Source organism: Pseudomonas sp. RA_15y_Pfl2_54 (assembly GCF_963971015.1).
Lineage (GTDB): Bacteria > Pseudomonadota > Gammaproteobacteria > Pseudomonadales > Pseudomonadaceae > Aquipseudomonas > Aquipseudomonas baetica_A.
Genome location: NZ_CAXAPN010000028.1, coordinates 61,685 through 87,317 on the forward strand (window position 1 = coordinate 61,685; position 25,633 = coordinate 87,317).

A 25,633-nucleotide genomic window follows, 5' to 3' on the forward strand; every position below is an offset into this window, starting at 1 on the left:
TCCCGCGCAGGGTTCTGCGTGTTTTTTGAAACACTGTTTTTGGTTAGGTGTCAGGGTCGATCAGATGCAGGGCGAACGATTCGTAAGGTCGCAAACTCACCCGTCGATTGCGCAATGGACAGTGCGGATAATTACTTATCAACAACCGCTGGCTCAGCGACTCGTCGATCTCTATCGGCAGTTCGACGTCACACGGTGTGCCATAGAAATTGTTCACCACCAGCAGGCGCTCCCCCGTCCCTTCGCGCAGGTAGGCCCAGACCTGCTTGTGCTCGGGCAGCAACTGTCGATAGACGCCCTCTGAGATCAACGCCTCTGTGCGCCGTAACGCAATCAAATGGCGGTAGTGATGCAGCACCGACTCCGGGTCATCGCGCTGGTTGGCGACGTTGATGTGCGCGGCATTGGCCGGCACCCCGATCCACGGCTCGCCACGGCTGAAACCGGCATTGGGCTCGGCGTTCCAATGCATCGGCGTGCGCCCGTTGTCACGGGACTTCTGCATGATCGCCGCCATGTTCTCGACATCACTGGCTCCCGCTTCACGCTTGAGCCGGAAGATGTTCAGCGTTTCGACATCGCGGTACTGATCGATATGCTCGAAACCCGGATTGGTCATCCCCAGTTCTTCGCCCTGATACACGAACGGCGTGCCCTGCAGGCAGTGCAGCGCGGTGCCGAGCATCTTCGCCGAGAGTTCCCGATACTCGCCGTCGTCGCCGAAACGCGAAACCACGCGCGGCTGATCGTGGTTACACCAGAACAGCGCGTTCCAGCCACCACCGGCCTGCATGCCGGTCTGCCAGTCAGACAGAATCTGCTTGAGCTGCAGGAAATCGAATTCAGCGTGAACCCACTTTTGCAGGTTCGGATAATCGACTTTCAAGTGATGAAAGTTGAAGGTCATCGACAGTTCTTTTGATTGCGGATTCGAGTAACGAATGCAGTGTTCCAGGCGGGTGGACGACATCTCGCCGACGTTGATCAGGTCGTGCCCTTCGAAGACTTCGCGGTGCATCTGCTGCAAGTACTCGTGGACGTTCGGGCCATCGGTATAGAAGCGTCGGCCGTCGCTGTTGTCCTCGGGAAAATCTGCCGGTTTGGAGATCAGATTGATGACGTCCAGACGGAAACCACCCACGCCCTTGTCCCGCCAGAAGCGCATCATCTTGAACACTTCGGCGCGCACCTTGGGGTTATCCCAATTCAGATCAGCCTGGGTGTGGTCAAACAGGTGCAGGAAGTATTGGCCAGTCTGGGCTTCGTACTCCCAGGCAGAACCACCAAACTTGGACTCCCAGTTGTTCGGCTGATCGCGCCAGATATAGAAGTCGCGATAGGGATTGTCGAGACTGCTGCGCGCCTGCTGGAACCAGACGTGTTCGATCGAAGTGTGGTTGACCACGATATCGAGCATCAGCTTGATCCCGCGCTTGCCGGCTTCGGCGATCAGTAACTCGCAATCGGCCATGCTGCCGTAACTCGGGTCGATCGCGTAGTAATCGCTGATGTCGTAGCCGTTGTCCCGTTGCGGCGAGCGCAGGAATGGGGTGATCCACAAATAATCGACACCCAGCCAATGCAGGTAATCGAGCTTGGCCACGATCCCGAGTAAATCACCTGTCGGGTTGCCAGCGTGGCTGTAAAAACTCTTCGGGTAGATCTGGTAGATCACCGAACGTTGCCAGTCTTGCATGGCTCAATTCCTTCAATAAATGGAAGCGTCAGGCAACCCGATATCCAGGCCGGACAATCTTCATGCTCAGTGCACAGGTCAAAACAAACGGAACAACCATGGCGATGACCATCCCGATCACAAACATCGGGATGAACTGCGGAATGATCGAGATGAAACCGGGCAGGCCTCCGACGCCGATGGCCGATGCCTGAACCTTGTTCAGCGACAGGAAGATGCAGCCCATTGCCGACCCCGTCAGTGCGGCATAGAACGGAAACTTGTAGCGCAGATTGACCCCGAACATGGCCGGTTCAGTGATACCGAAATACGCGGAAATCGCCGAGGTCGACGCCATGCTCTTGTCCCACGCGTTGCGCGTCATATAGAACACCGCCAGCGCAGCACTGCCTTGGGCGAGGTTCGACATGACGATCATCGGCCAGATGAAGGTGCCGCCTTGGGTCGAGATCAATTGCAGATCGACCGCGAGAAACATGTGGTGCATGCCGGTGATGACCAGTGGCGCGTACAGCAGTCCGAATATCGCCCCGCCGACCATCGGTGCCAGGTCAAACAGCATGACCACGCCTTCGGTGATGAGGATGCCGATGTGGCGCGTCACCGGGCCGATCACGGCCAGCGCCAGCACGCCGGTGACGACGATGGTGGTGATCGGCACCACCAGCAACTGCACCGCGTTGGGCACGCGCGCCCGCAGCCATTTTTCGATGACGCTCATGACATAGGCGGCCAGCAATATCGGCAGGATCTGCCCCTGATAGCCGACTTTCTCTATTTGAAAAAGACCAAGGATGTCGAAGTACGGCATTTGCTGGCCGTCCAGCCCGGCCACGGCCTTGCCGTAGTTCCAGGCGTTGAGCAGGTCCGGATGAACCAGCATCAGGCCGAGCACAATGCCGAGGATTTCACTGCCGCCAAAACGCTTGGCCGCCGACCAGCCCACCAGCGCCGGCAAAAACACAAACGAGGTGTTCGCCATCAGATTGATCAGGCTCCAGAGCCCGTCGAGTTTCGGGTAGGCATCCAGCAGGGTCTGCCCTTCGATGAACATGCCCTTGGCACCCAGCAGGTTGTTGATGCCCATCAGCAGACCGGCAATGATCAGCGCCGGAAGGATGGGCATGAACACATCGGAAAACACCCGCACCAGACGTTGCATGGCGTTGATCTTCTCGACACTTTTCTGTTTAACGTCGGCGATGGTCGCTGCGGCGAGACCGGTCTGTCGGCGCAATTCGGCGTAGACCTTTTCCACTTCACCCGGACCGATCACCACCTGATACAGGCCACCGGTGAAGAACGACCCTTTGACCAGATCGATCTGGTTGAGCGTGGCGCTGTCGACCAGGCCGGGATTCTTCAGGGCCAGACGCAAGCGCGTGACGCAATGCGCGGCTTGTTCGAGGTTGTCGCTGCCACCGAGGCTTTGCAGCAACTCGCTGGCGATGTTCGGATAGTCATGGCTCATGCTTGTTCTTCCACCGTGAATTGTTGTTATTGGCAGCACGCCGAAGCGAAAAATACTCGTCTGTACGAGTTAATGCAACAACTCGTACAGACGAGTTTGTTTTTGCATATTCCCGTCAGATCGGCAGCGAATTTTCCTACCCTACCCTTGGGTGATTTCCATTCCCCACATGGACAAAGCCCTACCCTGCCCTTAAGGTTCGACGTTTTGAGCACAGTCGGCACAGAGCAGCCTACCCATGAGCAAATACAACCGGATCTATAGCGATCTGCTGGCCAGCATCACGACTGAACGCCTGGAACGCGGCGCCCGTCTGCCTTCGGAAACCGAACTGATGGACAGCTATCAGGCCAGCCGCGGCACCGTACGCAAGGCCATCGAGCAACTTCAGGAGCGCGGTTTCGCCCAGAAGATCCATGGCAAAGGTACGTTCGTGCTGTCGACCAACCCGATCGAGTTCCAGCTCGGCGGCATCGTCAGCTTCCAGGAAACCTATCCGCGACTGGGCAACGACGTCAGCACCGAAGTCGTCGAACTGACGCAAATCACACTGGAAGGTGCTCTGCTCGAACACATCAACGCCGAGCCCGGCAGCCCCATCACGCGAGTCAAACGGGTGCGGCGCATCGACGGCAAACGGGTGATTCTCGACATCAACCATTTCGTTACCGAGGTGATTCCAGGCCTGTCCCTCGATATCGCCAAGCAGTCGATTTACGCCTACATCGAACAGACCTTGCAGCTGCAGATCGCCTACGCCCAACGCACCATCGAGGCGGTGCCGCGCAGCAAGGATGATCAGTTGCACCTTGATCTCGATGAGCAAAGCCATGTGATCGTGGTCAGCAACCAGACTTTCCTCCAGGACGGTCGGCAGTTCGAGTACACCGAGTCCCGGCACACGCTGGACAAGTTCTACTTCTCCGACGTGGCACGGCGCTGACCGCAGCACGTTTTCGACGGCAATGTGCGGTACATAGGTAGTGCACTCCCCTTGAGCGAATCGGCCATGCTCGGCCTTCGTTTCTCATGGATGGAGACAGCATGAACGCCCCCGTACAACGTCCTCAGCCCAATGCGGCAGATAAAGCGGCCCTCAAGGCAATGGCCACGGCCATCGTGCAAAATTGTCCGGGCCTGCACGACACGGCACATGAAGCCGCCCGTCATCTGTTACAAGAAAAAGGTCTAGCGAATCTTGACCCGGATCAGGTCTATTTTCATCGATTCAAGGCCGCCCAGAGCAGCACCCGGTCATTTACCGGCTGGGAGCACGTGCGCGAAAAACCCTACGAATCGATGACCCTCACCCAACTGGTGATTCATCGTTTTCGCGCCACCGACCAGGACAACGCCGATCTGCTGGATCTCTACGCCGGTTTCTACAAGGATGGGCCCCAGACCGAAAATTTCGACCACCGCAACGAAGTGCGTCTGCACGGCAACGAGGTGCTCAACACTTTTTGGGATATCGACTTCAGCACGCGATACAACGACAGGTTGACGGCTTTCTGGAACACGCACGCCGATGATTTCCGCACGCTGGCCAAGTGCAACTTCCTCAGCCGAGCCGTGCAGGCACTGGAAGTCGGGCAATTGACCGGTACGGATTTCCAGTGGATCGTCGATTCGGTGATCGGGCCTGTCACCTGGCCGATGAACCTCTCAACGCTACAAACGCCTCATGCGGCGGGCAATGAGGTGCGTGCGTTCGATATCGACGGCCATACGGCCAGCAACCTGCTGCGCATTGTCGATCCGGTTGGTCGGCAGATTCTCTATCTGCCCGGTGAGGTCCTGACGTTCGTAGTGCTGGAAACCTCAGCGGACATGCATTGGTGGGTTCTAGAGCAGATGAATCACGACACGCGACGCAAGAATCTGCTCAATCACTTTCCACTCGCCGAACGTCAGCAGATGACCGAGAACATCACCGATTTGATGAATCGTCTGGTCAGCACCTGGGGCCGTACCGATCACCACCTGATCAATCGGCACAACCTGGCGATCAGTGGTGATGCGTTCAGTTGGTTGCGTGATTCGACCCGCAACGCAATGTTTGCCGAAGCCAGCCTGTCCCTGACCTCCAATGGCGACCTGCGCAAAAAACTATGGATCGGGTATCTGAGCGCCGGCCTCAAGGTTTTTGGCCCGATGGCCGCTGTAGGCTGGCCGGTCGCACTGCCGGTCATTGGCGCCAGCATCGTCAGCATGGGGCTGAACATCGATCAGGCGGTCAACGGCACAACCGCCCGTGATCGTCACGCAGGCGTACTGGGTGCAGTGCTGAGCGGGATTGACGCGCTGTTTAACGTTCCCTTCCTCAAGGGCACCGGCTCGATGCTGGAGGTGGGAGCCGAGGTGGAAGCGGCCGAGGCAGCAGAAATGGCTGAGCTGACCGCGTCCACGTCGGCACCGGAGCTGACGGATCCGCGGGTCGAACAACAGGAACTCATCGTTGCGGTCGAGCCAGACGTTATTGCTCCTGGCCCTGAAGCGTCCGGGTCGACCCCGGCGCAAAGCGCTCTAGCGCCGCCGATTCCTGACAAATACATGTGCAACGAACTGCTCGACGGCCTGGATATGCAGACCGAACCCGGACAGTTCCAAGGCATCTTTCGACTCGACAGCGATCCGCCTTACGCCATTCTGATAAATGACAACCCGTACTATGTGCGCTATTTCGGCGACTATAGCGAAGGCGGCTATTGGGCTATCGTGGACCCGGACAGACCCAATCAGTTTATTCATTCCTTGCCGGTACGTCTGAATGCCGCTGGCGAGTGGGAGCGAATGCAGTCGTTGCGCCTCAACGGCGGCGGCCAATGCATGGGAAAAACCTGCGTTCCCGATATTCCGCTCGCCCCCCTTGAACCGACCGGGCCTGAGGCAACCGCTCAACCGCAGGTCGAATCACATACTCCGGTATCACGCCCACTGCGCATAGTGAACTCTGCCTACGATATCGAACCGACTGTGCGCAGTTCGATAAGAGCCTGGGCACTGAACCTGACCGAAACCCATGCCCAACTGATGCCAAATGCCGACGGTAGCTTCAGCATGCACGACCCCTTTGAATTGTATGCCGTGGGCAAGCGCAAACTGCTGCAGGCCGGCGCGAGAAAATTTTTCAGCAATCTTCCGTGGATCACCCCGCCTCCCCGGCCCGCCATGACCGCCATCAGTACGCCGATTTCAATTTCAGAGTTCATTGATCGCATCTTTGAATCTGCACCCGGACTGGTAGTGGGTGAAACGCTGAACCGAATTGCCAGCATGCGCTTCATGATCGAACACATGCCAGCGCTGGCCAGGCACGCCAAAACCCTTTACCTGCGTGGCGTGCTCAGTGACTTCGCTCAAGTGGAATTGAACCGCTACTTCACATCCGGCAGCCTGTCGGCAGAGTTACGAACCTACCTGAGCAGCCTGGGCACCGATCCTACGGGGCGATTCAATGCGCTGGAACTGGTCAAGGCAGCCAAGGCCAACGGTGTGCGCATCCAGGGCATAGACTGCGCAGCGAGCTACAAAATGAAGTCACCGCTGTCGCCCTATGACGAACAAATGATGGGCACCTATCTGGCAAGCGACATCATGACGGGTGACACCTACCTCAACAGCCCGAAAAAATGGATCGCGCTGACCGGTGTGCAAAACACCAACACACTGAGAGGTCTGCCTGGTCTCAGCGAAATAAAGGGCGCTATCGGTTTGCGCATCGAGGAAGCCGGAATGGTTGACACCCTGCAAGTCGACGCCGACCCGGGTATCGAAGTGCGTCGAGGATCATTTTCAAATGGTGCAGCGACACAGACTGACGATGTCCTTCGCGCTGACTTTCGCCTGCGAATGCCAGCCGAACCGGTGGCCTGGAATGAGGAGACACTGGAGAACCTGCTGCACAGGCGTGGCATGTATATGATCCAGAAAACCGCAGACACTTACACCGTGTTGCACCGTAGCAAGCAAGGCATGCTCGTGCGTACGCCTGTGGCGAATCTGGCCGACGGTGGCATTTCCCTGCATCGTCCCGCATGGACTCGGGTGAACGACGTCAAGTTCGCCAACATCGAGGAAATGTCGCTACGACTGACAGAGATGGGGCTGGCGCTACAGAGCAGTCTCCCTGACTGACATCCACGTCAGAAACGAAAAACCCCTGGCCTGGGCCAGGGGTTTTCTGTCACTCAATGCAAGCATCGAAGTGCAGCAGGATCATTCCCACTCAATCGTCGCCGGCGGCTTGCTCGACACGTCGTAAGTAACGCGCGAAATACCTTCGATTTCATTGATGATGCGGCCGGAAACGGTTTCCAGCAGTTCGTAAGGCAGGTGTGCCCAACGCGCGGTCATGAAGTCGATGGTTTCCACGGCACGCAGGGCCACGACCCAGGCGTAACGACGGCCATCGCCGACCACGCCAACCGATTTCACGGGCTGGAACACCACGAACGCCTGGCTGACTTTGTGGTACCAGTCGGCCTTGCGCAGTTCTTCAATGAAGATGTGGTCGGCACGACGCAGCAGGTCGGCGTATTCCTTTTTCACTTCACCGAGGATGCGTACGCCAAGGCCCGGGCCCGGGAACGGGTGACGGTAGACCATGTCGTACGGCAGGCCCAGTTCCAGGCCCAGACGACGGACTTCGTCCTTGAACAGCTCGCGCAGTGGCTCGACCAGTTTCAGGTTCATCTCTTCCGGCAGACCGCCCACGTTGTGGTGCGACTTGATCACGTGCGCCTTGCCGCTTTTCGCGCCAGCCGACTCGATCACGTCCGGGTAGATGGTGCCCTGAGCGAGGTACTTGATGTTATCCAGCTTGCAGGATTCGGCATCAAATACATCAATGAACGTGCGACCGATGATCTTGCGTTTCTTCTCCGGGTCGGCTTCGCCGGCCAGGTTGTTCAAGAACTGGTCTTCGGCGTTGGCGCGGATCACTTTGACGCCCATGTTCTCGGCGAACATGGCCATCACTTGCTCGCCTTCGTGCAGACGCAGCAGGCCGTTGTCGACGAACACGCAGGTCAGCTGATCGCCGATGGCTTTGTGCAGCAGCGCCGCAACCACCGAGGAGTCAACACCGCCGGACAGCCCCAGCAGCACGTTGTCGGTGCCGACCTGTGCGCGGATGTTGGCGATGGCATCTTCAGCGATCTTCGATGGCGTCCATAGGGCTTCGCAACCGCAGATGTCGAGAACGAAACGCGACAGGATGCGGCCGCCCTGTTTGGTGTGGGTCACTTCCGGGTGGAACTGCACGCCATAGTAGCCACGGTCGTCGTTGAACATGCCGGCGATCGGGCAGCTCGGGGTGCTGGCCAGGATGTGGAAGTCTTCCGGCATCCTGGTGACCTTGTCACCGTGGCTCATCCATACGTCGAGGCCGAACAGGCCGTCGGCGTCGATGTGGTCTTCGATGCCGTCGAGCAGGCGGCTCTTGCCGACCACATCAACGCGGGCGTAACCGAACTCACGCAGTTCGGAACCTTCAACCTTGCCGCCCAGTTGCTCGGCCATGGTCTGCATGCCGTAGCAGATACCGAAGACCGGTACGCCCAGGTCAAACACAGCTTGTGGGCAGCGCGGGCTGTTGGCTTCGTGCACGGACTCGGGGCCGCCGGCGAGGATGACGCCTTTCGGAGCGAATTCGCGAATCGCATCCTCGTCCATGTCGAACGGGTGCAGTTCGCAGTACACACCGATCTCGCGCACGCGGCGGGCAATCAGTTGGGTATATTGCGAACCGAAGTCGAGGATCAGGATGCGGTGAGCGTGAATATCGAGGGCCATGATTCAGTCTCGTCTAAGTCATTCAGAAACAGTCGTGATTCAGAAACAACTCGGGGCTGAATAAAACAGCCCCGGTTGCTTAGCTTGTTGCTTGAAGGCTCAACCTACGCGGTAGTTTGGCGCTTCCTTGGTGATCTGCACGTCGTGAACGTGGGATTCGGCCATGCCAGCGCCGGTGATCCGCACGAACTCAGGCCTGGTACGCATCTCTTCGATGTTGGCGCTACCGGTGTAGCCCATCGAGGAACGCAGACCGCCCATCAACTGGTGAATGATCGCGCTCAAGGTGCCTTTGTAAGGAACCCGGCCTTCGATGCCTTCCGGAACGAGTTTCTCGGCGCCTGCCGAGGAGTCCTGGAAGTAACGGTCGGAGGAGCCCTGAGCCTGGGACATGGCGCCCAGCGACCCCATGCCACGATAAGCCTTGTACGAACGGCCCTGGAACAGTTCGATCTCGCCCGGCGCTTCTTCAGTACCGGCGAACATCGAGCCCATCATCACGCAGGAGGCACCGGCTACGATGGCCTTGGACAGGTCACCGGAGAAACGGATGCCGCCGTCGGCGATCAACGGTACGCCGGTGCCTTCAAGGGCTGCGGCAACGTTGGCGATGGCACTGATTTGCGGGACGCCGACACCGGCGACGATACGGGTGGTGCAGATCGAGCCAGGGCCGATACCGACCTTGACGGCGTCGGCACCCGCTTCGGCCAGGGCCTTGGCGGCTGCGCCGGTGGCGATGTTGCCGCCAATCACCTGCACTTCAGGGAAATTCGATTTGACCCAGCGAACGCGGTCGATCACGCCTTTGGAGTGACCGTGAGCGGTGTCGACCACCACCACGTCCACACCGGCATTGACCAGCGCAGCGACACGATCACCGGTGTCTTTACCGGTGCCGACAGCAGCACCAACGCGCAGACGACCTTGATCGTCCTTGCTGGCCAGCGGGTAGGCTTTGGCTTTTTCGATGTCGTTGACCGTCATCATGCCTTTGAGGGCAAATTTGTCGTCGACGATCAGTACGCGCTCAATGCGGTGTTTGTGCAGCAGTTCACGCACGTCGTTCTTGTCGGCGCCTTCCTTGACCGTGACCAGACGCTCTTTAGGCGTCATCACTTCGCGGACGGTGGCATCCAGGCGGTTTTCAAAGCGCACGTCACGGGAAGTGACGATGCCGACCAGGTCGCCATCGTGCAGTACCGGAACGCCGGAAATGTTGTGCATGCGGGTCAATTCAAACAGATCACGAACCGTGGCATCGGCCTCGATGGTGATTGGATCCTTGACGACGCCGGCTTCGAACTTCTTGACCTTGCGAACTTCGGCAGCTTGCTGCTCGATGGTCATGTTCTTGTGGATAATGCCGATGCCACCTTCCTGAGCCATGGCAATTGCCAGACGGGCTTCAGTGACGGTGTCCATGGCGGCAGAAACCAGAGGAATATTCAGCTCGATGCCACGGGTAAGGCGGGTCTTGAGACTGACTTCGTTAGGAAGCACCTCGGAATAACCAGGCACTAGTAGAATGTCGTCGAATGTCAGAGCTTCTTGGCTGATACGCAGCATCGCGGGGGCTCCCGAGCGGGAAAATGGAAGCGCGCCATTATAGTCAGACACCCCCCGCTGTTCAATGTAAAACTCCGCTTAATATCAATGTTGCTGATATACGGAGATCCCCGCCGCTACAGCTCCACCTTGACCCAAGAGACAGGTTGATCGAGCCAATCAGCAAACTCATCGATAAAGCTTTGCTTGAACCCTGCTTCCAGCCAGTTGTTGAAGATGAAACCAAGGTTGGAAAACGCACATTCCTGCAAATACAGGAAACCGTTGATGTCATCTTCATGGCCGCATTCCGGGCAGGTGAAGTTGTCGGTGCGCCCCGGCATCCAGTCTTCGAGGCTTTCGAACAACGCTTCGCCGACCTCACGACGGCACTCGGCGCAACCGGCCTCTTCGAGAAAGCCCTTGGCCGGGGTGTAGATGCAGCGTTTAGTGACAATCTCCAACCCGTTGATCGGCTCACCGAACGGCAACGCCTGCGGGTGCAACACCACGGCCCGCGCGCCATCGGCAATCGCGTAAGCCATGCGGTTACCGGTGCGGCCACAGGTCGTCAGTTCTTCCTTGATGATGTTCTTGCGCACCAGCCAGCGCACGATCGCCCGGGCCCGGGGTTCGTGGACCGGCAGGGTGGAGATTTTCGGGACAATGATGCTTTGCGAATTCATGGAAAAACCTGCGGTGTGGCTTCTGACGCCTGCGCCGGCAAGGTCGCTCCACAGAGGCCTCCATCGTTCACACATCGCGTGTACAGCAGAGATACCTTGAGGGAGCGGGTTGCCCGCGAAGACGCCCTAAAGGCCGGCAGCTTAAGCCCTGACGAAATCCGGTCAAGTGCCGAGTGGACATGTGGTGATTGGCAGGCGAATGCCTTTAAACTGCGCCCCATGATTAAAGACCCCTTTGCAAGACTCGGCCTGGACCGTGAAGTCCTGACTGTCAGCCAGCTCAACGGCCGCGCGCGGGTGTTGCTGGAAGACGTGTTCAGCAATATCTGGGTCGAAGGCGAAATTTCCAACCTCGCCCGCCCGGCGTCCGGCCACATCTATTTCACCCTCAAGGACAGTGGCGCGCAGGTGCGTTGCGCGCTGTTCCGGCAGAACGCGGCGCGGGTGCGTCAAGCGTTGAAGGATGGCTTGGCAGTCAAGGTGCGCGGCAAGGTCTCGCTGTTCGAAGGCCGTGGCGACTATCAGTTGATTCTCGACACGGTTGAGCCGGCCGGTGACGGTGCACTGCGACTGGCCTTCGATGCGCTGAAAGAAAAACTCAGCACCGAAGGCCTGTTCAGCGCTGAACGCAAAGTACCGCTGCCAGCGCATCCGCAACGCATCGGCATCATCAGTTCGCCGACCGGCGCGGTCATCCGCGACATTATCAGTGTGTTCCGCCGCCGTGCGCCGCAGGTCCAACTGACATTGATTCCCACCGCCGTGCAGGGTCGCGAAGCCACCGCGCAGATTGTCCGTGCTTTGAAAATGGCCGATGCCCGTGGTTTTGACGCACTGATCCTCGCTCGCGGCGGTGGTTCGCTGGAAGACCTCTGGTGCTTCAACGAAGAAGCCGTGGCCCGTGCGGTCGATGCCTGTGTCACACCGATTGTCAGCGCGGTCGGCCATGAAACCGACGTGTCGATCAGCGACTTTGTTGCCGACGTGCGGGCACCGACGCCGTCCGCGGCCGCCGAATTGCTCGCCCCCGATTCCAGCCATCTGATCCGTCAGGTCGAAAGCCTGCATCGCCGCTTGGTGATGCGTATGCGTGACCGTTTGATGCGTGATCGCCTGCGACAGGAAGGCATGGCGCGTCGCCTGCGCCATCCCGGCGAACGTCTGCGCCAGCAGGCTCAGCGCCTGGATGATCTGGACATGCGCCTGCGCCGGGCGTTCGAACGCAGCTTGAATACCCGTCGAGAACGCCTGATCCGCCTGCAAACCCGCCTCGCCGGGCAACATCCGGGGCGGCAACTGGCAATGTTGCGCCAGCGTCTCGATAGCCTCGCCGAGCGTCTGCCACGCGCGATGCGTGAAGGCCTGAAAAGCCGTCGCCTGCAACTGCACAGCCAAATGCAGACACTGCACGTGGTCAGCCCATTGGCGACCCTCGGCCGCGGTTACAGCATTTTGCTCGACGAGCGCGGCAACGCGATTCGCAACGCGGCGCAAACCCATACCGGCCAGCGCCTGAAAGCCAAACTGGGCGAAGGCGAACTGCAAGTGCGCGTCGAAGACAATCATCTGACGCCTGTCACCCTCTCTTTACTGGACTGATCCATGCCGCGTTTTCTGGCTCCACTGTTGCTCCTGTGCCTGACTTTCAATGCCCACGCCGACAGTTACATCACCCGGATGCTGAACAAACCGGTGCCGGGCGGCGTCGCCGTGGTTGATCTGGGCGTATCGAGCCAAGCGCCTAAAGCTACTTATCAAGGCAAACCGGTACTGGTGGTCAAGGAACAGAACAACTGGCTGGCGATCGTCGGTGTGCCGCTGACGGTCAAGCCCGGCGCGCAACAGATCAGCAGCGGCGGACGCAATCTGCCGTTCACGGTCGGAAACAAGAAATACCCGGAACAACGCATCACCCTGAAGAACACTCAGCAGGTCAATCCAAACCCGGCCAACCTCAAGCGCATACAGGGTGAACTGGCCGAACAGATCAAGGCTTACCGCCGCTTCAGCCCGAACACGCCGAGCAATCTGCTGCTGGACAAACCGGTCAACGGGCCACTGTCGAGCAAGTTCGGTGTGCGCCGCTTCTTTAATGGTGAAGAACGCAACCCCCACGCGGGCCTAGATTTTGCGGTGCCGGCAGGCACGCCGATCAAGACCCCGGCGGCAGGCAAGGTGATCCTGATCGGCAACTATTTCTTCAACGGCAACACCGTGTTTGTCGACCATGGGCAGGGCTTTATCAGCATGTTCTGCCATATGTCGAAAATTGATGTGAAGGTTGGCGATCAATTGGCCCGTGGCGGCGTGGTGGGCAAGGTGGGGGCGACCGGCCGGGCGACCGGGCCGCACATGCACTGGAATGTCAGCCTGAATGATGCGCGGGTCGATCCGGCGATCTTTATCGGCGCTTTCCAGCCCTGAGTCATGCGCTGAGGCCGCAGGCCTCTTCGCGAGCAAGCCCGCTCCCACACAGGTTGGTGGTGTTCACGAGATGCGTGTGCGACACGGACAATGCGGGAGCGGGCTTGCTCGTGAAGGCGTCGTGACTGCCACCGAAAAGCGATTGCGCCCGTATCGAACCTCGCGCAAACATCCATACGATTCCCGCCATAGCGCACAATAAAATCGTGCAAATCTGTACTTTTCGAGTATTCCTCTCAATTTTTTTCCGACTGCTTGCCATCCTTCCCACCCGCGGTTAGGGTTGAGGGCATGAAAACCTCTCACACCCTCATTCAGCTTCGCCAGCACCGCAGCCTGTGCCTCGTCAGCGCACGACTGCGAGGCTGAATCGCTACGCCTCGTCCCACGCTTTTCCAAGAACATTCGTTCCACCGGCAGGCCGCCTCTTTTCGGCCCAGACAATAAGGAATTTCCCGATGAGCATGCTCAAAGATCCGTCTTCGAAGTACCGTGCGTTTCCCGTCATCAACCTGCCGGATCGCACCTGGCCGTCAAAAACCATCGATGTCGCGCCGATCTGGTGCAGCTCCGACCTGCGTGACGGCAACCAGTCGCTGATCGAGCCAATGGATGCGGTGAAAAAGCTGCGTTTCTGGAAAACCCTCGTTCAAGTGGGCGTGAAGGAAATCGAAGCCTCCTTCCCGGCCGCGTCGCAAACCGACTTCGACTTTGTGCGCACCCTGATCGAAGAAGGCCACATCCCGGACGACACCACCATTCAGGTGCTGACCCAGGGTCGTGAAGACCTGATCGAGCGCACCTTCGAATCCCTGCGCGGTGCGAAGAAAGCCATCGTTCACCTGTACAACGCCACCTCGCCGTCCTTCCGTCGCATCGTCTTCAATCAGGACAAGGACGGCATCAAGGCCATCGCGGTCAACGCCGCCAAGCTGTTCGTCAAATACGCCGCGATGCAGCCGGACACCGAGTGGACGTTCGAATACTCGCCGGAAACCTTCAGCGCCACTGAGCTGGAGTTCGCCAAGGAAGTCTGTGACGCGGTGATCGAGGTCTGGAACCCGACGCCCGAGCACAAGATGATTCTCAACCTGCCGGCCACCGTGGAATGCGCGACCCCGAACATCTACGCCGACCAGATCGAATGGTTCGGCCGCAACATCAACCGTCGTGACAGCGTGATCATCAGCCTGCACACCCACAACGACCGTGGCACCGGCGTGGCTGCGACCGAGCTGGGCCTGATGGCGGGCGCCGATCGTGTCGAAGGCTGCCTGTTCGGTAACGGCGAGCGTACCGGTAACGTCGACCTCGTCACCGTGGCACTGAACCTGTACACCCAGGGCGTCAACCCTGAGCTGGACTTCTCCGACATCGACGGCGTGCGCAAAGTCGTCGAAGAATGCAACCAGATTCAGGTTCATCCACGTCACCCGTACGTTGGCGACCTGGTTCACACCGCCTTCTCCGGCTCCCACCAGGATGCGATCCGCAAGGGTTTCGCCCAGCAGAAACCCGATGCCCTGTGGGAAGTCCCGTACCTGCCGATCGATCCGGCCGACATCGGCCGCAGCTACGAGGCGGTGATCCGCGTCAACAGCCAGTCGGGCAAGGGCGGCATCGCTTATTTGCTGGAACAGGAATATGGCATCAGCCTGCCACGCCGCATGCAGATCGAGTTCAGCCAGGTCGTGCAGCGTGAAACCGACCGTCTGGGCCTGGAGATGTCCGCCAAGCAGATCCACTCGCTGTTGATCAGCGAATACCTGCAAGCCAACACCCCTTATGCTCTGGTCAGCCATCGCCTGCAGGAAGAAAACGGCAACAGCTCGGTCGAAGTGGAGGTGGCAAGCCAAGGTCAGGGCGAAACCAACCTGCACTGGCGCGGCAAAGGCAATGGTGCGCTGGAAGCACTGGTCGCTGGCCTGCCGATTCCGGTGGAGATCATGGACTACAACGAGCACGCGATCGGCGCGGGCACCAATGCCAAAGCGGCGGCCTACATCGAGCTGCGCGTGAACGGCGAACGTGCGGTGCACGGTGTGGGTATCGATGAGAACATCACCACGGCCAGCTTCAAGGCACTGTTCAGCGCACTCAACCGTTCGCTGAGCCAGCCGGAAGCGAAAGCGGCTTAAGCCATCGCTGAAACGCACAAGGCCCCGGAGTGCGAACGCCGGGGCCTTTTTTTGCCTGATGGTTTTGTATTGCTCAATCTGGCCTCCCGCTCCCCCATTGGAACGCGGTCAACTGTGGGAGCGGGCTTGCTCGCGAAGACGGCCTGCCAGACACCGCAAATATCAGGTGAACTCGAAGGTATCGGCATCCAGATTCGCCGGAAAACGCTCACGGTAAGCAGCCAACGGCGCGGCCTCCAGCACAGCCCTGAACACCCCGTCAGCCTCCCCCGCCGCCAGCAAGGTTTCGCCCTGGAAATCCAGTACCTGACTGTCGCCGGTATACGCAAACCCCTTGCCGTCAGTGCCCACACGATTGACCGCCGCCACGTAGCACAGATTTTCGATGGCTCGCGCAGGCAGCAGGCGATTCCAGTGCAAACGCCGTGCACCCGGCCAATTAGCGGTGTACAGCAGCAGATCGGTGTCCTGCGCGTCACGACTCCACACCGGGAATCGCAAGTCGTAGCAAATCAGCGGTCGAACCCTCCAGCCCTTGAGCTCGAACTGCACCTGACGTTCACCGGGGGTGTAGTGGTTGTGCTCGCCGGCCATGCGGAACAGGTGGCGCTTGTCGTAATGCCAGACTTCGCCGTCGGGCCTTGCCCACAACAAACGATTGCGGTGGCTACCGTCGGCGGCCTGAACGATCACGCTGCCGGTGATCACCGCATTGAGCTTGGCCGCCTGCACCCGCAGCCATTTGCTGGTAGGGCCATTCTCGGCTTCGGCGAGGGTTTCTGACTCCATGGAGAAGCCGGTGGTGAACATTTCCGGCAGGATGATCAGGTCCGCCCCACGCGCCTGCTCCAGTAACACCTCGAAATGCTCGAAGTTGGCCTGACGGTCATGCCATGCCAGGCTGGTCTGAATCAGTGCCAGATTGAGATCGGGTAACGCACTCAGATCGCGCATAGTTTGGCCGCCGCTTCGCGCAGCGTCTCCTCGCGTTTGGCGAAGCACAGGCGCACCAGGCGCTGGCCTTCGGGTGGTTTCTGGTAGAACACCGACACCGGAATACTCGCCACGCCATGCTCGCGGGTCATCCACATCGCCATCTCGACGTCGTTGAGGTCGGGACGTATCTGTGAGTAATCGACCAGTTGGAAGTAAGTACCGGTGACTCGGGTAAAGCTCAATCTCGACGGCGTCAGCAGATCACAGAACAGATCGCGCTTGGCCTGATAGAAACCTGGCAGCTCTTCGACGTGCTCAGGGTGTTGTGCCATGTAATCGGCCAAGGCGTATTGCAACGGCGTCACGCCGCAGAAACTGACGTACTGATGCACCTTGCGCAATTCAGCCGTCAGCGCGGGCGGTGCAACAACGTAACCGGTTTTCCAGCCCGTGACGTGGTAGGTCTTGCCAAACGAACTGACCACGAATGCGCGCTGATACAACGCTTCATGGGCCAGCACGCTGACATGTGGCGTGCCATCGAACACCAGATGTTCGTAGACTTCATCGCTGATCAAATAGATGTCACGATCGCGGATCAACGCCGCCAGTTGATCAAGCTCTGCGCGGCTGATCAGCGCTCCGCTCGGGTTATGCGGGGTGTTGAGGACGATCATTCGCGTGCGCGGACTCAGGGCAGCGGCAAGCTTGTCAAAATCGATGGAGAAATCGTCGGGCCTCAGTTGCACATGCATGCAGCGACCGCCGGCCAGTTCCGTTGCGGGTTCATAGCTGTCGTAGCACGGGTCGAAAACGATCACTTCGTCACCGCTGTGGATAACGGCCTGAATGGCACAGAAAATCGCCTGGGTTGCACCCGGCGTCACTGTCACTTCATTGTCGGCATCGACGTTCACGCCATAACTGCGGGCGATCTTCGCTGAAATCTGCTCACGCAGCGCCGGCAACCCGGTCATCGGCGAATACTGGTTATGGCCACTGGCAATATGCCGACCGACCGCATCGCGCAGGGACTGTGGGCCGTCGAAATCAGGAAAACCCTGGGACAGGTTGATGGCCCCGGTCTGCGCCGCGAGCTGAGACATCTGCGTGAAAATAGTGATGCCGACATTCGGCAGCTTACTGGTGATCATCCGGGTTCCCTGCTCTGCCCCCGGCTCTGACGACGGCGCGGGAGAGCCCGAGGATAGCCCATACGACGCCCATAAAAAAAGGGCGCCAACCGGCGCCCCCCTTTTTATCTTGATCGCACAAGAAGCGATGAATCACTTCTTGTCGCGGCGCTTCTTGTCGGCTTTCTTGTGGTGCGACATCAAACGACGCTTCTTGTTGACCTGACGGTCGGTCAGCGTGGTTTTGTTGCCTTCGTACGGGTTCTCGCCGCCCTTGAACTCGATACGGATCGGCGTACCGACCAGCTTCAGCACACGGCGGTAAGTGTTCTCCAGATAGCGCACATACGACTTGGGCACTTTCTCGATCTGGTTACCGTGGATCACGATGATCGGCGGGTTGGCCCCCCCCAAGTGAGCGTAACGCAGCTTGATCCGGCGGTTGTTGACCATCGGTGGCGCGTGCTCGCCAACCGCGTCTTCCAGAATCTGGGTCAGGCGGTTGGTCGGCCAGCGGGTGACCGCCGACTTGAACGAGTTCTGTACGGACGCGTAAAGGTTGCCCACGCCCGTGCCGTGCAGAGCCGAGATGAAGTGGATATCGGCGTAATCAACGAAGAACAGTCGACGTTGCAGCTCGACCTTCACGAAGTCGCGCTCGCTCGGCGTCATGCCGTCCCACTTGTTGATGGCAATAACCAGCGCACGACCGGACTCAATGGCAAAACCCAAGAGGTTGAGGTCGTGATCGACCACGCCTTCGCGGGCGTCCATCACGAAGATCACCACGTTGGCGTCTTTGATCGCTTGCAGGGTTTTGACCACGGAGAACTTTTCGACTTCTTCATGGATCTTGCCGCGCTTGCGAACACCGGCGGTGTCGATCAGCGTGTACTTCTCTTCATTGCGTTCGAACGGAATGTAGATACTGTCGCGCGTGGTGCCGGGTTGGTCGTAGACGATTACCCGGTCTTCACCGAGCATGCGGTTGACCAGAGTCGACTTGCCGACGTTCGGACGGCCGATGATGGCGATCTTGATCCCGTCTTTTTCGCTCGGGCCAGGAATGCGCTTGGCTTCCTCGCCTTCGGCAACGACTTCTTCTTCGCCGTCCTCCGGCTCTTCTTCGTCTCTCGGGAAATCACCCAAGGCGATTTCCAGCATCTGAGTGATGCCACGGCCGTGAGCACCGGCGATCGGAATCGCGTGGCCCATACCCAACGGAGCAAATTCAGCGCGGGCCATTTCCGGGTCGATGTTGTCGACCTTGTTGGCAACCACGTAGGAGCGCTTGTTACGTTTGCGCAAGTGTTCGGCGATCATCTGGTCGGCGGCGGTAAAACCGGCCTTGGCATCTACCAGGAACAGCACAACATCAGCTTCTTCAATGGCCAGCAGCGACTGCTCGGCCATTTTTTCGTCCATACCGTGCTCGTCACCGGAGATACCACCGGTGTCGACCAGAATGTAGGAACGCCCTTGCCACTTGGCCTCACCGTACTGGCGATCACGGGTCAGACCGGACAAGTCGCCGACGATGGCGTCACGAGTCCTGGTCAGGCGGTTGAACAAGGTGGATTTGCCGACGTTCGGTCGGCCCACCAGGGCGATTACGGGAACCATGCGGCTCTCCACTTCGTTATTTCAGAAAATACAAAAGCCGCTGCGAGGCAGCGGCTGGTGCTCGGGGCAACACTGTGGGGGCGAACAGGTTCACTCCCACAAGTGAAGCTGCCTGGGGTGTTATCCCCAAGCATAGTTGTTACTTGATGGTCAGGGCTTCCAGTTTGCCGCTGTTGCCATACACATAAATCGTGTCACCCACCACCAGCGGACGGGCGCGAAGGCCGTCGCTGTCGATGCGCTCACGGCCGACGAATCGACCGTCCACCTGACTCAACAGGTGCAGGTAACCTTCCATGTCGCCGACTGCAACGTAGCTGGAGAACACTTCCGGCGCCGACAGTTGACGGCGAGCCAGCGAATCGTTGCTCCACAATGCAGTGGTGGAACGTTCGTCGACGCCTTCAACGGTGCCTGATGCCAAGCTGACATAGACGCTGCCGAAACCCTGGGCAATACCGGCGTAGCTCGACGCATCGCGCTGCCAGAGTTGACGACCGCTCTCCAGATCCAGTGCCGCAACACGGCCCTGATAGCTGGCAACGTAAAGCGTACCGCCGGAAAGCAGCAGACCGCCGTCGATGTCGACTACGCGCTCCAGTTCCGAACGACCCTGTGGAATCGCGATCCGTTGTTCCCAGACCGGCACACCGTTGGAAATGTCCACAGCAACCACTTTACCGGTCGACAAGCCAGCCACCGCGAGGCGGTTGGTCACGATCGGTGCACTGGTACCACGCAGTGTCAGTACGGCCGGCGTGCTGTCATACACCCAGCGTTGAGTACCTGTGGAGGCATCCAGGCCGACCAGACGATCGTCCTGAGTCTGCACCACGACCACGTCGCCGTTGTTGGCCGGCGGGGCGAGGACTTCGCTGTTCACGCGAGCATGCCACTTCTCTTCACCGGTGACGGTGTCCAGAGCAACGACTTCGCCTTGCAGCGTGCCAACCAGAACCAGACCGTAACCAACGCCTACGGCGCCGGAGACAGGCAGTTCAAGATCTTTTTTCCACTTCACGTCGCCGTTGCTGCGATCCATGGCCATCACGATGCCGGTTACATCGGCAGCGTAAATGGTGTCACCGTCAACCGCTGGCACCAGCATGTTGTAGGTTTCGCCCTGACCATCACCAATCGAACGACTCCACTGCTTTTGCAGAACCACTTCTTCTTTAAAGTCGGTCAGTTCAGCCGGTGGCAATTCTTTTTTGCTGTTGCTGCTGCAACCCGCGGCCAGAAGGGCCAGAGCCAGCAATGCTGCATGCTTCCAACGGATCACGTCACGCATCCCCTTTGGCCAGGTCGTCGAGTTTGATTTGAAGGCCACCGACTGCCGCTTCATCCGACAGTGCTGCCTTGGCTTTTTGATACGCCTTGTTCGCGTCATCGGTACGACCCAACTGCACCAGCAAGTCGCCCTTGAGCTCTTCGCGAGTGGCCAGGAACGCTTTATCGGCATCGCCGTCGAGCAGTTTCAGAGCGTCATCGGCCTTGTTCTGCGCACCCAGCACTTGCGCCAGACGCTGACGGGCGATTTCGCCGAGCGCCGGGTTGGCCGGTTTGTCGACAATGGCTTTCAGTTCCATCGCTGCGTCATCGAGCTTGCCGCTGTCGACTGCAACCTTGGCCACGAACAGGCTGCCGTACTGCGCGTAGGCAGTACCGCCGAATTCACTGTTGAGCTTGCCGGCCAGATCCGCAACGCGCGCAGTATCAGGCTTGCCGTCAGGCGTCAGTGTGGTTTCCAGCAGTTGCTGATAGAGCACCGAAGCGCCTTGCGACTGGTTGCTCTGATACTTGTGATAAGCCTGCCAGCCGAACACGATGACCAGCGCCAACAGGCCGCCGGTGACCAGAGGTTTGCCGTTGCGTGTCCACCAGTCCTTCAAATCCGCCAACTGTTCGTCTTCGGTACTCGACACCCCAATACTCCTTAATCGCTAAATCGGCTGTTTAGACAGCTTCAACCCTGCACGACGCAGGTGGCCAGGTGAGCGGCGAGCGCATCCCAGGCAATGCTTTGTTGTTCGCCCTGGCCACGCAGGGGTTTGAAACCTACCACTTGCTGGGCCATTTCGTCGTCACCCAGGATCAGTGCGTACAGTGCACCGCTCTTGTCGGCTTTCTTGAACTGGCTTTTGAAGCTACCGGCGCCGGCATTGACTTGCAGACGCAGGTTTGGAAGTTGATCGCGAACACGCTCGGCCAGCGCCAGAGCGGCCAACTCGGCCTCTTCACCGAAGGCACAGAGATAGACGTCGACCTGACGGGAGATTTCTTCCGGGATCTGTTCCAGGGTTTCGAGCATCAGCACCAGACGCTCGATGCCCATGGCGAAACCAACGCCTGTGGTCGGCTTGCCGCCCATCTGCTCAACCAGACCGTCGTAACGGCCACCCGCGCACACGGTGCCTTGGGCACCGAGCTTGTCGGTGACCCATTCGAAAACGGTTTTGCTGTAGTAATCAAGGCCTCGAACCAGCTTGGGGTTGAGCACGTAAGGAATGCCAACGGCGTCCAGACGGGCCTTCAGGCCTTCGAAGTGGGCACGGGACTCGTCGTCCAGGTAGTCAGCCATTTTCGGCGCATCGACCAACACGGCTTGAGTGTCGGCATTTTTGGTGTCGAGCACCCGCAGCGGGTTGGTTTTCAAGCGACGCTGGCTGTCTTCGTCGAGCTTGTCGTGGTGCGCCGAGAGGTACTCGACCAGCGCTTCACGATAACGACCACGGGACTCGCTGGTACCCAGGCTGTTGAGTTCGAGTTTGACGGCGTCCCGAATACCCAGTTCGCCCCACAGGCGCCAGGTCATGATGATGAGTTCGGCGTCGATGTCCGGACCGTCGAGGTTGAACACCTCCAGACCGATCTGATGGAACTGGCGATAACGCCCCTTCTGCGGACGCTCGTGGCGGAACATCGGGCCGATGTACCAGAGTTTTTGTACCTGGCCGCCACCGGTGATGCCGTGCTCGAGCACTGCACGCACGCACGCTGCGGTACCTTCCGGACGCAAAGTCAGGGAGTCGCCGTTGCGGTCTTCGAAGGTGTACATCTCTTTTTCAACGATGTCGGTGACTTCACCGATCGAGCGCTTGAACAGCTCGGTGAACTCGACGATCGGCATGCGGATCTGCTTGTAACCGTAGTTATCCAGCAGACGCGCAACAGTGCTCTCGAAATAACGCCACAGCGGGGTCTGTTCGGGCAGGATGTCGTTCATGCCACGAATGGCTTGCAATGACTTGCTCACTTTAAATCCTTAAATTCGTTCGGCTCTACAGTCAGGCTCAACCGCGCGCGATAACCGCAGCGTCAGCTTCGACCTTCTCGGCCGCTTTCTGGCGGATCAGCTTTTCCAGCTCATCCACCAGATTGTCATTCGTCAGTTTCTGCGACGGTTTGCCGTCGATGTAAATCAGGTTTGGCGTGCCGCCGGTCAAGCCGATATGGGCTTCCTTGGCCTCGCCGGGGCCGTTGACCACGCAACCGATCACCGCGACATCCAGCGGCACCAGCAGGTCTTCAAGGCGCCCTTCCAGCTCGTTCATGGTCTTGACCACATCGAAGTTCTGCCGCGAGCAACTCGGGCAGGCGATGAAGTTGATTCCACGGGAACGCAGGTGCAAAGACTTGAGAATGTCGTAGCCGACCTTCACTTCCTCGACCGGGTCGGCCGCCAGCGAGATGCGGATAGTATCGCCAATCCCCTCGGCGAGCAGCATACCTAGGCCCACGGCGGATTTCACTGTACCCGAACGCAATCCACCCGCTTCGGTGATCCCCAGGTGCAGTGGCTGAACGATTTCTTTTGCCAGCAGACGGTAGGCCTCGACGGCCATGAATACGTCGGAGGCCTTCACGCTGACCTTGAAGTCCTGGAAATTCAGGCGTTCGAGGTGCTCGACGTGACGCAGCGCGGATTCAACCAGTGCAGCGGGGGTGGGCTCGCCGTATTTCTTTTGCAGGTCTTTTTCCAGGGAACCGGCGTTAACGCCGATGCGAATCGGGATCCCGCGGTCACGGGCGGCGTCAACCACCGCGCGCACGCGGTCTTCACGACCGATATTGCCCGGGTTGATACGCAGGCAGTCCACACCCAGTTCGGCTACGCGCAAAGCGATCCTGTAGTCGAAGTGGATGTCGGCAACCAGGGGCACCTTGACCAGTTGCTTGATCTTGCCGAACGCCTCGGCAGCGTCCATGTCTGGCACCGAGACGCGGACGATGTCGACGCCGGCAGCTTCAAGACGGTTGATCTGCGCAACAGTGGCGGCAACATCATTGGTGTCGCTGTTGGTCATGCTCTGCACAGCGATAGGCGCATCGCCGCCTACCGGTACGTTACCGACCCAGATCTTGCGCGAGACGCGACGTTTGATTGGTGATTCGCCGTGCATGACTTATTGACCCAACTTCAGGCGAGCAGTCTCGCCACTGGTGAACGGAGCGATATCGACCGGTTGGCCGTTGTAGCTGACCTGCGCGGCGCGGGCAACACCCAGGCGCACAGCAAGCGGCGGCTTACCGGAAACAGATACGCTGTCGCCTTTATGCTTCAGACCACTGAACAGAACCTTGCCACGACCATCGGTCACTTGTGCCCAGCAATCGCCGGTGAACTGCAACTGCACCTGACCATCGCCGGCAACGGGGGCAGGCGTTTCCTGGGTCGGTGCAGGCGTTGCCAAGGCGACCGGTGCTGTGACAGTCGGCGCTGGCGTGGCCGGTACGCTGGGGGCCGGGGTCGCAACAACTGGCGCGGGCGCGGGCGCGGCCGGTTCAGTTGGAGCGGGTGCCGGGGCGGCGCCTTCAGGGCCGCTCGATTCGGCTGTGGTTTCCGACTGCGGTAGCGCCAGCGCGGTGGTGCCCTCGGCCTGACCTTGCGCAACAGCCTGGTCCTGCGGCTCGTCTATCGGGTGTATCTGGGTGGTGCCGTCGGCGCCTTCGACTTCAACGTGCTCCGATGCCAGGCTGGTCAATTCTTTGGTTCGCAGCGATGTCTGATCCTGCCACCAGACGAAACCACCGCCAATCACCGCGATCAGCAACAGCAGGCAGACGATACGCAAAATGGTGTGGGAAACCCGAACAGGCTCCTCGATACGGCCAAGGGCGTGTACGTTACTGCCTTGGGAGTCGGTGCCGGTGGACTGGTCGAATTGCTGGACCAGAACGGTCTGGTCCATGCCGAGCAATTTGGCATAAGCGCGAATGTAACCGCGTGCGAAGGTATGCCCCGGCAGCTTGTCGAAAGCGCCGGCTTCAAGATTGCTCAGGGAAGTCACAGTGAGGTTGAGCTTGAGGGCCACTTCGGCCAGCGACCAGCCATTGCTTTCGCGTGCCTGGCGCAGGGTCTCACCGGGGTTAACGCGATTCGCTGCTACAACTTCGGGATGCGCCGCTTTCATCATTGCTCCGACAGGTATTGCTGATATTCCGGCGTACCGGGATAGAGTCGTTTTAATTGCAGGCCGTAACTGGCTGCCTTGTCGCGATCTTCAAACACTTTAGCCAGCCGAACGCCAAGCAATAGACTACGTGCATTTTGATCGGTAAGCAGGCTGAAACGGTCGTAATAGTCACGTGCGGGCACATAATGCCTGTCTTCGAAGGACAACTCAGCCATTTCCAGCAATGCGCGCGGTTGTTGACGATTCAATCGCAGCGCCTTTTCCAAATGCTGCTGCGCCAGGTCACGCTCGCCGAGCTTCGATGCTGTCATGCCGAGGTTCTCGAACACACGCGAACGCTCAGGATACAGGGTATCGGCGGCGGCCTGTTCAAAACGCTCGTAGGCTTCTTTATATCGCTGCTCTTCGTAGAGAAAACTGCCGTAATTGTTGAGCGTTCGCGCATCACCCGGACGGGAGGACAACGCCTTGCGAAAATGCTCGTCAGCCAGTTTTGGCTCCATTTCAGCCTGAAATACCAGCCCGAGGGCAGCGTTGGCGTCAGGGTCCGAACTGTCGAGCTCCAGCGCTTTTTTCAGCGGCACTTTGGCCCGCTCGCTCATGCCTTGCTGCAAGTACCCCAACCCCAGTTGCACGTAGGCAGCTCGCGCTTCATCGCGGCCCTTGCTGGTCTTCATCGGGTTGTAGTCACCCGACAGGACACAACCAGCACACAGGCTGGCCAACAGCAACAGCAGCGCAAAGCGCAGGGACATAGAGATCCTC

The 25,633-nt window shown here is 59.1% G+C and carries 19 protein-coding genes; 5 read left to right on the forward strand and 14 right to left on the reverse strand.

Annotated elements, in window-relative coordinates:
- Positions 1-43 precede the first annotated feature (43 nt).
- Together treC and treP are read right to left on the reverse strand one after the other, a co-directional pair.
- Entirely contained in the window at positions 44-1,696 is a 1,653-nt protein-coding gene (gene treC / locus AACY50_RS19930) for an alpha,alpha-phosphotrehalase (protein ID WP_339432843.1), read from the reverse strand.
- A 28-nt stretch (positions 1,697-1,724) separates the two neighbouring features.
- Positions 1,725-3,167 carry a PTS system trehalose-specific EIIBC component gene (gene treP / locus AACY50_RS19935; protein WP_339539043.1) on the reverse strand — a complete coding sequence of 481 codons (1,443 nt, stop codon included), beginning with the start codon at positions 3,165-3,167 and terminating at the stop codon, positions 1,725-1,727.
- Between the two features lie 238 nt (positions 3,168-3,405).
- On the opposite strand from treP, the gene treR reads away from it, so the two are divergent.
- Together treR and AACY50_RS19945 are read left to right on the forward strand one after the other, a co-directional pair.
- Positions 3,406-4,110: a trehalose operon repressor gene (gene treR, locus AACY50_RS19940; protein WP_339432841.1), complete on the forward strand. Its 705-nt coding sequence runs from the start codon at positions 3,406-3,408 to the stop codon at positions 4,108-4,110.
- A 101-nt stretch (positions 4,111-4,211) separates the two neighbouring features.
- The gene (locus AACY50_RS19945; RefSeq protein WP_339539044.1) at positions 4,212-7,304 is read left to right on the forward strand and encodes a membrane-targeted effector domain-containing toxin; all 3,093 of its coding nucleotides are present in this window, start codon (positions 4,212-4,214) and stop codon (positions 7,302-7,304) included.
- Between the two features lie 81 nt (positions 7,305-7,385).
- Here AACY50_RS19945 and guaA read toward each other — a convergent pair whose 3' ends face one another.
- The 3 genes from guaA to AACY50_RS19960 all read right to left on the reverse strand — a co-directional run bounded on the left by guaA (position 7,386) and on the right by AACY50_RS19960 (position 11,197).
- Complete coding sequence (guaA, locus tag AACY50_RS19950) at positions 7,386-8,963, reverse strand: glutamine-hydrolyzing GMP synthase (protein ID WP_339432839.1); 1,578 nt, start codon at positions 8,961-8,963, stop codon at positions 7,386-7,388.
- Positions 8,964-9,062: 99 nt separating this feature from the next.
- Positions 9,063-10,532 (reverse strand): IMP dehydrogenase, encoded by a 1,470-nt coding sequence (gene guaB, locus AACY50_RS19955; protein ID WP_339465875.1) that lies wholly within the window; start codon positions 10,530-10,532, stop codon positions 9,063-9,065.
- Positions 10,533-10,648: 116 nt separating this feature from the next.
- On the reverse strand, positions 10,649-11,197 hold the full coding sequence (locus AACY50_RS19960) for a sugar ABC transporter ATPase (protein ID WP_339432837.1): 549 nt from the start codon (positions 11,195-11,197) through the stop codon (positions 10,649-10,651).
- Between the two features lie 219 nt (positions 11,198-11,416).
- On the opposite strand from AACY50_RS19960, the gene xseA reads away from it, so the two are divergent.
- The 3 genes from xseA to leuA all read left to right on the forward strand — a co-directional run bounded on the left by xseA (position 11,417) and on the right by leuA (position 15,759).
- Positions 11,417-12,796, forward strand: coding sequence for an exodeoxyribonuclease VII large subunit (gene xseA, locus AACY50_RS19965; RefSeq protein WP_339539046.1), 1,380 nt, complete (start codon positions 11,417-11,419; stop codon positions 12,794-12,796).
- 3 nt (positions 12,797-12,799) lie between these two features.
- Positions 12,800-13,621, forward strand: coding sequence for a peptidoglycan DD-metalloendopeptidase family protein (locus AACY50_RS19970; protein ID WP_339432835.1), 822 nt, complete (start codon positions 12,800-12,802; stop codon positions 13,619-13,621).
- Between the two features lie 458 nt (positions 13,622-14,079).
- Positions 14,080-15,759 (forward strand): 2-isopropylmalate synthase, encoded by a 1,680-nt coding sequence (leuA, locus tag AACY50_RS19975; protein WP_339432834.1) that lies wholly within the window; start codon positions 14,080-14,082, stop codon positions 15,757-15,759.
- Positions 15,760-15,921: 162 nt separating this feature from the next.
- On the opposite strand, the gene AACY50_RS19980 is transcribed toward leuA, so the two are convergent.
- The 9 genes from AACY50_RS19980 to pilW form a co-directional block, all read right to left on the reverse strand.
- The gene (locus tag AACY50_RS19980) at positions 15,922-16,713 is read right to left on the reverse strand and encodes an amidohydrolase (RefSeq protein WP_339539047.1); all 792 of its coding nucleotides are present in this window, start codon (positions 16,711-16,713) and stop codon (positions 15,922-15,924) included.
- Complete coding sequence (locus tag AACY50_RS19985; protein WP_339465872.1) at positions 16,701-17,849, reverse strand: pyridoxal phosphate-dependent aminotransferase; 1,149 nt, start codon at positions 17,847-17,849, stop codon at positions 16,701-16,703. Before AACY50_RS19985 ends, AACY50_RS19980 begins: the two co-directional genes overlap by 13 nt.
- Positions 17,850-17,981: 132 nt before the next feature.
- Positions 17,982-19,451, reverse strand: coding sequence for a ribosome biogenesis GTPase Der (gene der / locus AACY50_RS19990; RefSeq protein WP_339432831.1), 1,470 nt, complete (start codon positions 19,449-19,451; stop codon positions 17,982-17,984).
- 139 nt (positions 19,452-19,590) lie between these two features.
- A complete protein-coding gene (gene bamB / locus AACY50_RS19995) occupies positions 19,591-20,742 on the reverse strand; it encodes an outer membrane protein assembly factor BamB (RefSeq protein WP_221733379.1) in 1,152 nt (383 codons plus the stop codon).
- The gene (locus tag AACY50_RS20000) at positions 20,735-21,376 is read right to left on the reverse strand and encodes a tetratricopeptide repeat protein (protein ID WP_221733378.1); all 642 of its coding nucleotides are present in this window, start codon (positions 21,374-21,376) and stop codon (positions 20,735-20,737) included. The genes bamB and AACY50_RS20000 overlap by 8 nt, the downstream gene beginning before the upstream one ends.
- A gap of 41 nt (positions 21,377-21,417) precedes the next feature.
- Positions 21,418-22,707, reverse strand: a complete 1,290-nt coding sequence (gene hisS / locus AACY50_RS20005) for a histidine--tRNA ligase (RefSeq protein ID WP_339432830.1) — start codon at positions 22,705-22,707, stop codon at positions 21,418-21,420.
- A gap of 37 nt (positions 22,708-22,744) precedes the next feature.
- Positions 22,745-23,854, reverse strand: coding sequence for a flavodoxin-dependent (E)-4-hydroxy-3-methylbut-2-enyl-diphosphate synthase (ispG, locus tag AACY50_RS20010; RefSeq protein ID WP_064589068.1), 1,110 nt, complete (start codon positions 23,852-23,854; stop codon positions 22,745-22,747).
- A gap of 3 nt (positions 23,855-23,857) precedes the next feature.
- Positions 23,858-24,865, reverse strand: coding sequence for a RodZ family helix-turn-helix domain-containing protein (locus AACY50_RS20015; RefSeq protein ID WP_339432829.1), 1,008 nt, complete (start codon positions 24,863-24,865; stop codon positions 23,858-23,860).
- Positions 24,865-25,623 carry a type IV pilus biogenesis/stability protein PilW gene (pilW, locus tag AACY50_RS20020; protein ID WP_339432828.1) on the reverse strand — a complete coding sequence of 253 codons (759 nt, stop codon included), beginning with the start codon at positions 25,621-25,623 and terminating at the stop codon, positions 24,865-24,867. Before pilW ends, AACY50_RS20015 begins: the two co-directional genes overlap by 1 nt.
- Positions 25,624-25,633 lie beyond the last annotated feature (10 nt).

Coding starts and splice junctions, on each gene's coding strand:
- treC (WP_339432843.1), bottom strand. CDS start 1,696: ATGCAAGACTGGCAACGTTCGGTGATCTACCAGATCTACCCGAAGAGT.
- treP (WP_339539043.1), bottom strand. CDS start 3,167: ATGAGCCATGACTATCCGAACATCGCCAGCGAGTTGCTGCAAAGCCTC.
- treR (WP_339432841.1), top strand. CDS start 3,406: ATGAGCAAATACAACCGGATCTATAGCGATCTGCTGGCCAGCATCACG.
- AACY50_RS19945 (WP_339539044.1), top strand. CDS start 4,212: ATGAACGCCCCCGTACAACGTCCTCAGCCCAATGCGGCAGATAAAGCG.
- guaA (WP_339432839.1), bottom strand. CDS start 8,963: ATGGCCCTCGATATTCACGCTCACCGCATCCTGATCCTCGACTTCGGT.
- guaB (WP_339465875.1), bottom strand. CDS start 10,532: ATGCTGCGTATCAGCCAAGAAGCTCTGACATTCGACGACATTCTACTA.
- AACY50_RS19960 (WP_339432837.1), bottom strand. CDS start 11,197: ATGAATTCGCAAAGCATCATTGTCCCGAAAATCTCCACCCTGCCGGTC.
- xseA (WP_339539046.1), top strand. CDS start 11,417: ATGATTAAAGACCCCTTTGCAAGACTCGGCCTGGACCGTGAAGTCCTG.
- AACY50_RS19970 (WP_339432835.1), top strand. CDS start 12,800: ATGCCGCGTTTTCTGGCTCCACTGTTGCTCCTGTGCCTGACTTTCAAT.
- leuA (WP_339432834.1), top strand. CDS start 14,080: ATGAGCATGCTCAAAGATCCGTCTTCGAAGTACCGTGCGTTTCCCGTC.
- AACY50_RS19980 (WP_339539047.1), bottom strand. CDS start 16,713: ATGCGCGATCTGAGTGCGTTACCCGATCTCAATCTGGCACTGATTCAG.
- AACY50_RS19985 (WP_339465872.1), bottom strand. CDS start 17,849: ATGATCACCAGTAAGCTGCCGAATGTCGGCATCACTATTTTCACGCAG.
- der (WP_339432831.1), bottom strand. CDS start 19,451: ATGGTTCCCGTAATCGCCCTGGTGGGCCGACCGAACGTCGGCAAATCC.
- bamB (WP_221733379.1), bottom strand. CDS start 20,742: ATGCGTGACGTGATCCGTTGGAAGCATGCAGCATTGCTGGCTCTGGCC.
- ispG (WP_064589068.1), bottom strand. CDS start 23,854: ATGCACGGCGAATCACCAATCAAACGTCGCGTCTCGCGCAAGATCTGG.
- AACY50_RS20015 (WP_339432829.1), bottom strand. CDS start 24,865: ATGAAAGCGGCGCATCCCGAAGTTGTAGCAGCGAATCGCGTTAACCCC.
- pilW (WP_339432828.1), bottom strand. CDS start 25,623: ATGTCCCTGCGCTTTGCGCTGCTGTTGCTGTTGGCCAGCCTGTGTGCT.